General features: G+C 49.3%; 11 protein-coding genes. 4 read left to right on the forward strand and 7 right to left on the reverse strand.

Annotated features, from left to right (window positions below; all coding sequences use genetic code 11):
* Window positions 1-217: 217 nt before the first annotated feature.
* Window positions 218-1,513: a tyrosine--tRNA ligase gene (gene tyrS, locus XMA152_RS01560; RefSeq protein ID WP_173481805.1), complete on the reverse strand. Its 1,296-nt coding sequence runs from the start codon at window positions 1,511-1,513 to the stop codon at window positions 218-220.
* A 205-nt stretch (window positions 1,514-1,718) separates the two neighbouring features.
* On the opposite strand from tyrS, the gene XMA152_RS01565 reads away from it, so the two are divergent.
* A complete protein-coding gene (locus XMA152_RS01565; RefSeq protein ID WP_254442858.1) occupies window positions 1,719-3,092 on the forward strand; it encodes an OapA family protein in 1,374 nt (457 codons plus the stop codon).
* A 1-nt stretch (window position 3,093) separates the two neighbouring features.
* Entirely contained in the window at window positions 3,094-4,179 is a 1,086-nt protein-coding gene (locus XMA152_RS01570) for an anhydro-N-acetylmuramic acid kinase (RefSeq protein WP_173481804.1), read from the forward strand.
* On the opposite strand, the gene XMA152_RS01575 is transcribed toward XMA152_RS01570, so the two are convergent.
* The 3 genes from XMA152_RS01575 to argC form a co-directional block, all read right to left on the reverse strand.
* Window positions 4,176-4,616 carry a YtoQ family protein gene (locus XMA152_RS01575; protein ID WP_173481803.1) on the reverse strand — a complete coding sequence of 147 codons (441 nt, stop codon included), beginning with the start codon at window positions 4,614-4,616 and terminating at the stop codon, window positions 4,176-4,178. The genes XMA152_RS01570 and XMA152_RS01575 overlap by 4 nt on opposite strands.
* A gap of 62 nt (window positions 4,617-4,678) precedes the next feature.
* Window positions 4,679-5,017, reverse strand: a complete 339-nt coding sequence (gene erpA / locus XMA152_RS01580; protein ID WP_173481802.1) for an iron-sulfur cluster insertion protein ErpA — start codon at window positions 5,015-5,017, stop codon at window positions 4,679-4,681.
* Window positions 5,018-5,083: 66 nt separating this feature from the next.
* The gene (argC, locus tag XMA152_RS01585) at window positions 5,084-6,118 is read right to left on the reverse strand and encodes an N-acetyl-gamma-glutamyl-phosphate reductase (RefSeq protein WP_173481818.1); all 1,035 of its coding nucleotides are present in this window, start codon (window positions 6,116-6,118) and stop codon (window positions 5,084-5,086) included.
* A 180-nt stretch (window positions 6,119-6,298) separates the two neighbouring features.
* On the opposite strand from argC, the gene hemL reads away from it, so the two are divergent.
* Together hemL and XMA152_RS01595 are read left to right on the forward strand one after the other, a co-directional pair.
* A complete protein-coding gene (hemL, locus tag XMA152_RS01590; RefSeq protein ID WP_173481801.1) occupies window positions 6,299-7,582 on the forward strand; it encodes a glutamate-1-semialdehyde 2,1-aminomutase in 1,284 nt (427 codons plus the stop codon).
* Between the two features lie 6 nt (window positions 7,583-7,588).
* Complete coding sequence (locus tag XMA152_RS01595) at window positions 7,589-8,173, forward strand: hypothetical protein (RefSeq protein ID WP_173481800.1); 585 nt, start codon at window positions 7,589-7,591, stop codon at window positions 8,171-8,173.
* 48 nt (window positions 8,174-8,221) lie between these two features.
* On the opposite strand, the gene fusA is transcribed toward XMA152_RS01595, so the two are convergent.
* From fusA to rpsL, 3 genes are all read right to left on the reverse strand, one after another.
* Window positions 8,222-10,315, reverse strand: coding sequence for an elongation factor G (fusA, locus tag XMA152_RS01600; RefSeq protein WP_173481799.1), 2,094 nt, complete (start codon window positions 10,313-10,315; stop codon window positions 8,222-8,224).
* 106 nt (window positions 10,316-10,421) lie between these two features.
* Complete coding sequence (gene rpsG / locus XMA152_RS01605; RefSeq protein ID WP_173481798.1) at window positions 10,422-10,892, reverse strand: 30S ribosomal protein S7; 471 nt, start codon at window positions 10,890-10,892, stop codon at window positions 10,422-10,424.
* A gap of 147 nt (window positions 10,893-11,039) precedes the next feature.
* Window positions 11,040-11,414 carry a 30S ribosomal protein S12 gene (gene rpsL, locus XMA152_RS01610; RefSeq protein WP_173481797.1) on the reverse strand — a complete coding sequence of 125 codons (375 nt, stop codon included), beginning with the start codon at window positions 11,412-11,414 and terminating at the stop codon, window positions 11,040-11,042.
* Between the last annotated feature and the right edge of the window lie 94 nt (window positions 11,415-11,508).

Below are 11,508 nucleotides of genomic sequence, written 5' to 3' on the forward strand. Positions count from 1 at the left end.
AAAAACATTACGCTAAATGAATTCACATATAGGTTGCTTGTCTTGTTAAGCTTTTGTGCTCAACCTCAACAAGCGCCCACACGCATTACCTGATTAATTGTTAAAGAGCGTGCCACCGATCTCTTGGCGGCTGCTTGAGTACTCGTCTCAAGCGAGTGCGTATATTACCGACACCCGATTTTTATTCAACCCCTTTTTTGTAAAAAAACTAACTTTTTTACAAATAAAACAGGTGGTGTTTCTTTTTACCCAGTTTGACTAGGAAATATTTACCAAATAGGCCTGCTTCAGAGCTGAAAATTTCGTTGCCTGACATATTATCGGCCATACCACAGGCACGATCATTTACGATGACAGCGTCACGCTGCAGTGCATCTTTGATCTGCTTACCGGAATTCGCCATACCCGCATCAACCAACAGTGTCGTCAACGGTGTATCCGAAAGATCCGTTGGAACCTGTGTCGCCGGAAGACCATCTTGCTTAAGCTGCTCAAAGTCAGCTTCACTTAACTGACTAATATCACCTGAGAAGAGTGACTCTGTAATTCGCTTAGCCGCTTCTACTGCATCATTACCATGCACCAAGCGTGTCACCTCTTCCGCGAGAATCGCTTGCGCTTGAGGACGACCAGTCGCTGCTTTATCTTCCTCTTCAATGTCAGCAATTCTCTCAACATCTAAGAAAGTGAAGTAACGAAGGAACTTGTAAACATCTGCATCAGCCGTCGACATCCAGAATTGGTAGAAGGCGTAGGGCGATGTTTTAGTCGCATCTAACCAGATAGTACCTGACTCGGTTTTACCAAATTTTGTTCCATCTGACTTGGTTACCAGTGGCAGCGTAATACCGAACACCTGGTTGCCATTCATACGGCGTGATAGTTCGATACCACCAGTAATGTTGCCCCACTGATCAGAACCACCGATCTGTAAAGTACAACCGTGCGACTTATTAAGCTGCTGGAAGTCAAAAGACTGAAGAATCATGTAGGTAAACTCTGTAAAAGAGATACCAGATCCCTCACGATCAATACGCTGTTTTACAGACTCTTTTGCAATCATCGAGTTTACAGAGAAGTGCTTGCCCACATCGCGCAGGAAGGTCAGTACATCCATGCCTCGAGTCCAGTCGAGGTTATTTACAACCTCGGCACTGTTATCGCCGTTATCAAAGCTGATGAACTGACTCACTTGTGCTTTGAGTTTATCCACCCAACCAGCAACCGTTGAATCATCGTTTAACTTTCGCTCCTGTGCTTTAAAGCTCGGATCACCGATCAAACCGGTTGCTCCACCCACAAGAGCCAAAGGCTTATGGCCATACTCTTGAAAACGACGCAATGTTAACAGCGGCACTAGGCTACCAATGTGCAGACTATCTGCCGTCGGATCGAAACCACAATAGAGCGTTACAGAACCCTTCTCTAGGTGTTCCATTAACTCATCTTCACTACTCATTTGCGCGACAAGTCCACGCGACTGAAGTTCAGCGATTAAATTGATATTTGCCATGGTTTGTTTCAATCCGATGTTTGCGGTCTTAATTTGAGAGGCGAGATTCTACCGATTGATCATCTGTTAGACAAATTTGATAAGGGATCCATTTGATTAAAATCATCGCTAAATCGCTTTATCTATCGGAATCTAGATGGAACTTTTATACAATTAACTGTCTAAGGGACAAACACTCTGTTTCAACTAATATCTGGCTGTAGGTTTGGCTAAAAATATTTTCAGAAAAGCGAAGCGATTTCCTAAGATGCACCTTGCCGTTGTTGGGTCTCTGTCGTTTATCGCCTTGATGCTCTCGATACTTCCTTCATCGGAGGTAGAAGCCACTCGATCTCAGATCGAACTTATCTCACCCAAAGCCCTTCCAGAAGCACAACTACCGGTGGCTGAAACCACCTCTTCAACCCTTATAGAACACAATGAGCAAACCTCAGCCACCACTGAAGTGGCAGAACAGCCACCCGCTATTGAGTGGCAACGCTTTAAAGTCAAAAGCGGTGACAACCTAAGCAAAATCTTCAAGCGTGCCGGCCTAGGTGCTAAAGATGTTCATAAGATTGCCCAGGCTGATAAAAAAACCAAGCACTTCAATGCGCTCCGTCCTGGCCAGACGCTCAGTCTTCACATTGAAGATAACCAACTCATCACACTGCGCATTGAAAAGAGCCTGTTAGAGTCAGTTGAGTTTTCGCTGACGGATACGGGTTATCAGCAAGAGACCCTAGTACTTGAACCCGAGATGCGCCAGCGGTTCGTCACTGGAGAGATCTCCAGCTCGCTCTACCTTGCAGCCAAAAGCGCCGGTCTATCTGAGAACATCACCATGAAACTGGCCGAGGTATTTGGCTGGGACATCGATTTTGCTCTGGATATTCGCAAAGGCGACCAGTTTAGAGTGCTGTTTGAAGAGAAGTATTTAGATGGAAAAAGAATTGGCGATGGCGACATTCTTGCCGCGGAGTTCACCAATAACGGTGATACTTTCGCCGCCGTTCGCTATGAAGACTCCAACGGTGACGTAAACTACTTCACTCCGGAAGGCCGCAGTATGCGTAAAGCTTTCCTACGCTCCCCTGTCGACTTCCGCCGAATCAGCTCAGGCTTCACACGCGAGCGCTACCATCCAGTGCTTGGCGTAAAACGTCCTCACCGAGGAACTGATTACGCTGCTAAAACAGGCACACCCATCAAGGCAGCCGGGGATGGCAAAGTTATTTGGCGCGGTACAAAAGGCGGATACGGTCGTACGGTCATTATCCAACACGGTGGCAACATCACGACGCTCTATGGCCACATGAGCAAATACAACAGCAAGGTTAAAAAGGGTTCACGCGTTAAGCAAGGCCAGACCATTGGCTACGTAGGTATGAGCGGCACTGCAACCGGCCCCCACCTGCACTATGAGTTCCGAGTTGCGGGGGTCCATAAGAACCCACAGACGGTGAAACTTCCTGCCGCACAACCGATTGCTAAGAAAGAGCGTGCCAACTTCAATAAAGTGGCTAACGATATGATTGCTTCACTTCAGCAGAAGGCCATTGAGCAACTGATTGCCAGTGAGAGTCGTGCAGCAGAGTAAAATGTTTCTGGGCCTCATGTCCGGCACCAGCTTAGATGGGCTCGACATCGCTCTTTGCTACTTCGAACCTGAGTATCAACTACTGCACTCTCGCTGTTTCGAATTCTCTGACGAACTTAAGCAGCGCATTCTTCCCTTTATGACTGGCCAGCCCCAATCGATTGATCAGCTGATGATCCTAGATAGGGACCTGGCCACTTTTGCTGCGGAAGCCATTCTGATCTTCCTGCATGACCACCGCATTGATCCTAAAGAGGTCAACGCTATTGGCTACCACGGTCAAACCCTACGACATAGACCAGACGAAGGCTGCACTCTGCAGGCAGGTAACCCTCATATTCTGGCCGAGATGACCGGAATCGATGTCATTGCCGACTTCAGACGACGCGACCTTGCAGCAGGTGGTGAAGGAGCGCCTTTGGTACCTGCCTTCCATCATTTCCTAACCGAGAAGATGCGCCGACCCTTTGCCCTTTTGAACCTTGGCGGCATTGCAAACCTCTCTCTGTTTACATCAAACGGAGATATTCAAGGTTTTGATACCGGACCTGCTAACACACTGATCGATCAGTGGATCTACCAACATAAGGGGGTTCACTTTGATGCAGAGGGTGCATGGGCGGCGAGCGGTGATATAAACCAACCCTTGCTTGACGCTCTGTTAGACGAGCCCTATTTCCAAAGAGCCGCCCCAAAAAGCACCGGTCGGGAGACCTTCAATCTAGACTGGCTCAATCATAACCTTGCAGACTTTGATCAGCTACCGCCTGAAGATGTTCAAGCGACATTGACTGAATTAACCGCAGTGACCATTGCTGACGCTCTAAAACAGGCCAAGCTGACCCACTGTCAACTGATTCTATGTGGCGGAGGCGCGCGAAACGATCATTTGATTGAACGCCTAACAGCACACCTACCTGACTTCACCATTATATCCAGCGACCTATTAGGCTGGTCAGCCGATGCCATGGAAGCCGCTGCCTTTGCTTGGCTAGCTTGGGCTTTCAAAAACAAAAAAGCTGGGAATATCCCAGCTGTGACAGGCGCCTTCGGTGAGCGTCGCCTTGGCGCGCTCTTTCCCGCTTAAGGCTGAAGGACGTAGCGCAACGTCTCCACTACCTGCTCATTCGTCTTGGCCCAGGCTAGAGATTGAGCATCAACCTCTTTAAGTGGGTGAATCAAATCTTCTGCATGCAGAGTAATGTAAGGCTTACCCAAAGCAGCACAGTAGCCTGCATCGAATGCAGCATTCCACTGCTTATACTTGTCACCAAAACGAATCACAACCAGATCAGCTTGTTCGATCATCCCTTTGGTTCTAATTAGGTTCACTTTGGATGACTGGTGATCACGCCAGAAATTATCTGACTGCTCTCCCAAGTGGTCGCCGGCAGCATCACTGGCAGGGTGATCAGTGACCGGAGCCAAATAGGTAATATCCAGACCCAATGCTTCAGTACCTTGGCGAATCACATCACGCCAATCGGTATGAATTTCACCCGACATATACACTTTGTAACTCATGATAGCCCCCTAATAAAAAAGCCAGCAACTCTTGCTAGGAGCCGCTGGCCTATAGCATTCATTTAAATTGAGAAAGATGAACCACAACCACAAGTCGTTGTTGCATTAGGATTGTTGATCACGAACTGGGAACCCTGTAGACCCTCTTTGTAATCCACCTCTGCACCCACAAGATATTGAAAGCTCATCGGATCAACCACCATGGTCACTCCCGCATTCTCAACCACAGTATCATCTTCAGCCACAGACTCATCGAAAGTGAAGCCGTACGAAAAACCTGCACAGCCACCACCAGTAATGAAGACGCGCAACTTTAGGTTATCGTTCTGCTCCTCTTCAATCAGAGTACGTACCTTATTTGCAGCAGAGTCAGTAAAGATCATATCGGCATCAGCGGACATGAATACACACCTCAAAATTCATTGGAATGGGTGAATTCTCACAAAACCAAGTAAAACAGTCAAGAATTATGGCATCAACGCTACGTTAGTGAGGCCTGCATTCTCTTTTAGGCCAAACATAATGTTCATGATCTGAATTGCCTGACCAGAAGCACCTTTCACTAAGTTATCGATGACTGAGAGAACCACGACCGTATCATCATCTTGTGGACGGTGAACGCTGATACGACAGAAGTTAGACCCTTTTACACTGCGAGTCTCAGGGTGAGAACCTGCAGGCAACACATCGACAAAAGGCTCGTTGGCATAACGTGCTTCAAAGAGCTCTTGCAGACCCGAATCAACAGGGTCTTTCAACGTAGAGTAGAGCGTCGCGTGAATACCACGAATCATCGGCGTCAAATGAGGTACAAAGGTTAAACCGACCGGCTTACCCGCCGCCCAAGTGAGTCCTTGGCGAATTTCAGGGAGGTGGCGGTGGCCAGGCACACCATAGGCTTTAAAACTCTCGCTCGACTCACACAGCAATGTACCAACACTGGCGCCACGACCGGCACCGGATACACCCGACTTACAGTCGGCAATCAAACGGCGTGTATCAACCAAACCCGCTTCTAGCAGCGGCAAAAAGCCCAGCTGAGTCGCGGTGGGGTAACAGCCAGCACAAGCAATTAACTGCGCATCTTTAATCTGCTCCCGATTCAACTCAGGTAAACCGTAGACCGCTTTCTCAACCAGGTCTGGGCAGCTGTGGTCCAGCTTGTACCACTTCTCCCAAAGCGGTACATCCTTGATTCGGAAGTCAGCACCCAGATCGATCACGCGCACACCACGGTCAACTAACGCCGGCGCCATCGACATGGCAACACCGTGCGGCGTTGCAAAGAAGACAACATCACAGGCGGCCAAGCGGTCAACATCTGGCACGGTAAACTCTAGATCGTAATGACCACGAAGATTGGGGAACATATCAGCAACTGGCATACCCTCTTCAGAGCGGGAGGTAATCACCTCGACAGAGACTTCTGAATGGTTGGCCAACAGTCTAAGCAGTTCAACGCCGGTATAACCCGTGCCACCCACAATACCTACTTTAATCACGATAGTTCCACGCTCCATGTTAGCCATACTGACTGAGTCTTAAGAATTCAGGTGCTGTATAATACGCCACAGTGATTTCCAACTCCAGATTCACGATCCAAGGGATTTGTTCAGGCGTACTACTGACACTCCCTTGCTGGCTGTGGATAATGGTCAAAAATGTTTACCGAGGTTAAGTTGATGTCTAAGTCAGAACAGTTATTTGAAGCCGCCCAGAAACACATCCCAGGCGGTGTTAACTCGCCCGTTCGTGCGTTCAAAGGTGTCGGTGGCACACCGGTCTTTGTTAAACGTGCCGAAGGCGCTTACATCTTCGACGAAGATGACAAACAGTACATCGACTACATCGGCTCTTGGGGCCCTATGCTGTTTGGCCACAACTACCCTCCTGTGATCGATGCGGTGCGTGATGCCCTAAACCACGGCATCTCTTTCGGTGCACCAACAGCAATCGAAACAGAGATGGCAGACAAAATTTGTGAGCTTGTACCCTCAATGGAGATGGTTCGCATGACCAGCTCGGGTACTGAAGCGACCATGAGTGCCATCCGATTAGCGCGAGGTTACACCGGTCGCGATAAGATCGTTAAATTTGAAGGCTGCTACCACGGTCATTCCGATTCACTGCTGGTCAAAGCGGGCTCAGGAGCACTGACACTGGGCGAACCAAACTCACCTGGAGTGCCTGCTGCACTGGCGGAGCACACCATCACACTGCAGTTTAACAACCTAGAGAGTGTCAAACAGGCCTTCGCTGAAGTGGGTAAAGAGATTGCGTGCATCATCGTTGAGCCAGTCGCTGGCAACATGAACTGTATCCCTCCAGTAGAAGGATTCTTGGAAGGCTTGCGTGCCATCTGTGATGAATACGAAACCGTTTTGATCTTTGACGAGGTGATGAGTGGCTTCCGCGTAGCGCGCGGCGGTGCACAAGAGCTTTATGGTGTCACACCTGATCTTACCACTCTAGGCAAGATCATTGGCGGCGGCATGCCCGTTGGCGCCTTTGGTGGCAAACTGGAGATCATGCATCAGATCGCGCCACTGGGCCCTGTTTACCAAGCGGGCACCCTATCAGGCAACCCTCTAGCCATGCGTGCCGGCCTTGCTATGCTAACCGCGATGGAGCGTGAAGGCTTGTACGAAGAGTTAAGCGCGAAGACAGAATACCTCACCGAAGGGTTGAAGGCAGTAGCGGCTAAAAACGGCATCTCTGTGACCACGACCGCAGTAGGTGGTATGTTTGGTCTGTTCTTCACCGATCGTGAGAACATCACTGGGTTTAGTGATGCAACCGCCTGTGATGTTGAAGCGTTCGGAAAGTTCTTCCACCACATGCTCGACGAAGGAGTCTATCTGGCACCTTCAGCGTATGAAGCGGGCTTCCTTTCCGCCGCTCATACAGAGGCTGACCTAGACGCAACCATTGCAGCGGCTGACCGCGCCTTTGCGAAACTGGGGTAATCTACGATGACTCTGTTGGGGCAAATACTCCTGTTGCTAGCAGCCATCGCTAGCACGCTCTACCTCTTCAGAGGGACGCAAGATGACCTCGATAGCAGCAGTGAGATCAAAGTCACTCGACTCTCACTGCTGAGCATGATCATTGCACTCATTGGCAGCTTCACCCTGACCAGTGACTCCATGGACAGTTCGACACTGCTTCGGATACTGAACAATTTGGCCCTCTATGCAGGGGCCCCTATGATGGCTAGCGCACTGCTGGCACGTGCGGTGCAGCGCAGCTTCACCATGCAAACCTGGGGGCGTTACCTACTGGCACTGATTGCCCTGTTTGAGCTCTGCCGTAGAATGGATGCCGGAGCAGGTTACGCTATGGTGTTGGCTATTGTTCTAATAGGTGCATTAGGAGCAGCTGCCTTTCTTAGCAAAATCAGATCCCAACGAGCTTCGTTTTTGAGTGCTGCACTTCTACTGGCAATCGCTATTTTCAGCTGGAAAGCCAACACCTCTGATCTACTACTCTACTTAGCCCTTAGTTTGACGCTTCTGTTTGCCTCCAAAGGATTGAAGGCCAAAGCTTCACAGGCATAAAAAAGCAGAGGCGGTAAACCGGCTCTGCTTTTTAATCACTGATATCAATTAGTAGCGGTTCAACATGCCATCAAGGATGTTTTTCGGCGCTTCTGCGTAGTTTTCAAACTCCATTGAGTAGGTCGCACGACCCTGGGATGCTGAACGAAGATCGGTCGCATAACCGAACATCTCACCCAGTGGCACTGCAGCACGAATCACCTTGCCTGATGTCGTATCTTCCATACCCTGAACCAGACCACGACGGCGGTTAAGGTCACCCATCACGTCACCCATGTACTCTTCAGGTGTCACGACTTCCACTTTCATCATCGGCTCTAGAAGACAAGGATCAGCTTCCATAGCGTACTTTTTAAGTGCTTGTGATGCGGCGATCTTGAAGGCCATCTCATTAGAGTCGACATCGTGGAAAGAGCCGTCGTAAAGACGCGCTTTCAGACCGATCAATGGGTAGCCCGCAAGAACACCGTTCTTCATCTGCTCAGAGATACCTTTCTCGATCGCAGGAATGTACTCTTTTGGAATCGCACCACCGACGATCTCATTGATGAACTCCAACCCTTCGTCATCACTTGGCGAGAACTCAACGACAACGTGACCATACTGACCACGACCACCTGACTGGCGGGCAAACTTGTGGTTTGCAACAACACTGCTGCGGATCTTCTCACGGTAAGCCACCTGAGGCTTACCGATGTTCGCTTCAACCTTGAACTCACGTTTCATACGGTCAACGATGATGTCTAGGTGAAGCTCTCCCATACCCGAAATAATGGTCTGGCCTGTCTCTTGATCGGTCTCAACACGGAAGGATGGATCCTCCTGCGCCAATTTGCCCAGTGCCAAGCCCATCTTCTCTTGATCCGCTTGTGATTTAGGCTCAACCGCAACCGAGATCACTGGCTCAGGGAACTCCATACGCTCTAGAACGATCTTCTTGTCAGCATCACACAGCGTATCACCTGTGGTCACATCTTTAAGACCGATCATCGCAGCGATGTCGCCTGCACGAACCTCTTTAATCTCTTCACGGCTGTTAGCGTGCATCTGCACCATACGACCGATGCGCTCTTTCTTCTGCTTAACCGAGTTATAAACGCTGTCACCAGATACCAACACACCTGAGTAGACACGAACGAACGTCAAGGTTCCCACAAAGGGATCGGTAGCGATCTTGAATGCCAGTGATGCGAACGGCGCGTTGTCATCCGCTTCACGCGTTTCAACGGTCTCAGCAGCATCATCCAATGTACCTTCGATCGCTTTGACCTCAGTCGGCGATGGTAGGTACTCAATAACCGCATCGAGTACTGCTTGAACGCCTTTGTTCTTGAACGCAGAACCGGCTAGCATCAAAACAATCTCGTTATTCAGAGTACGCTGACGCAGACCCGCTTTAATCTCATCAATAGATAGCTCACCCTCTTCAAGGTACTTATCCATCAACTCTTCATTGGCTTCGGCCGCCGCTTCTAGCAGCTCTTCACGAAGCTCTTCGGCACGGTCCTGTAGATCAGCTGGAATCTCTTCCAGATCATAGGTCATACCTTGATCGGCTTCGTTCCACATGATCGCTTTCATGCTGATCAGGTCAACGACGCCTTTGAATTCATCTTCAGCACCAATCGGAATATTAATAGGTACTGGTACAGCACCCAGGCGCTGTTTAAGCTGATCAACCACCATGTAGAAATCTGCACCGGCACGGTCCATCTTGTTCACAAACACCATACGAGGTACTTCGTACTTGTTTGCTTGACGCCATACCGTTTCAGTCTGCGGCTGAACACCCGAAGAGGCACAGAGCACAACAACGGCACCATCCAGTACACGCAGTGAACGCTCTACCTCAATGGTAAAGTCAACGTGCCCAGGAGTATCAATGATGTTAACGCGGTGCTCATCGAACTGCTGATTCATCCCTTTCCAGAAACAGGTTGTCGCAGCCGAGGTAATGGTGATACCACGCTCCTGCTCTTGCTCCATCCAGTCCATGGTTGCAGCGCCATCGTGCACTTCACCGATCTTGTGTGACATGCCTGTGTAGAACAGAACGCGTTCGGTTGTTGTCGTTTTACCAGCATCTACGTGAGCACAGATACCAATGTTACGGTAACGATTAATTGGGGTAGTACGAGCCATTGATCAAACTCCTGAAACGTAAAAAGCCCTCGTCATAAACGAAGGCTTTAAAAAAGCGAATTTAAAGCTGGCGAAATGATAACACCATTTCGCCAGATAAAAACGCTTAGAAGCGGAAGTGTGCGAACGCTTTGTTAGCGTCAGCCATGCGGTGAACGTCTTCACGTTTCTTAACCGCAGCGCCACGGCCTTCAGCCGCGTCTAGTAGCTCGCCCGCTAGACGAAGAGACATGTCTTTTTCGCCACGCTTACGCGATGCGTCAACCAGCCAACGCATTGCAAGCGCCATACGACGTGATGGACGAACTTCAACAGGTACTTGGTAAGTTGCACCACCAACGCGGCGAGACTTAACTTCGACCATAGGCTGAACAGTTTCCAACGCTTTATCAAACAGTTCCAAAGGATCTGCTTTAGTACGCTCTTCAACTTTCGCTAGAGCGCCGTAAACGATGCTCTCTGCTACAGATTTTTTACCGCTAATCATCAAGTGGTTGATGAATTTAGCCAGTGTGATGTTTCCGAATTTAGGATCCGGTAGAATTTCGCGCTTTGCAGCGACGCGTCTTCTTGGCATGGATAAGCCCTCAATAAATCGTTTAAAAGGTCTTCAGGTTACTCAGGCAATTAAGCCTGCCCTTACTCTTATCGTCTCGGTCTAGCTACCAGCGCGGACTAGGTCCTGCTTAACAGCTTCGCCGACTCTCATAGAGAGTAGACGAACTTAAGACTTAGGACGCTTAGCACCGTACTTAGAGCGGCCCTGTTTACGGTCGTTAACGCCCGCACAGTCAAGCGCACCACGTACAGTGTGGTAACGTACACCAGGTAGGTCTTTAACACGGCCACCACGGATAAGAACAACACTGTGCTCCTGTAGGTTGTGACCTTCACCACCGATGTATGAAGAAACTTCGAAACCGTTAGTAAGACGAACACGACAAACTTTACGTAGTGCTGAGTTCGGTTTCTTAGGTGTAGTAGTGTAAACGCGGGTACATACGCCACGACGTTGAGGACAAGCTTCTAATGCACGAACATCAGACTTCTCTACAACGCGTTTACGTGGTTTGCGCACCAGCTGGTTGATAGTTGCCATTAAGCAAACTCCACGTTTAGTTAAACAACAAAAAGACTAGGACCGAAGCCCTAGTCATTCAGGGGGCGAAATTTTAATCAATTCCACCCCTTCT

This window comes from Marinobacterium sp. xm-a-152 (genome assembly GCF_013282965.1).
Lineage (GTDB): Bacteria > Pseudomonadota > Gammaproteobacteria > Pseudomonadales > Balneatricaceae > Marinobacterium_E.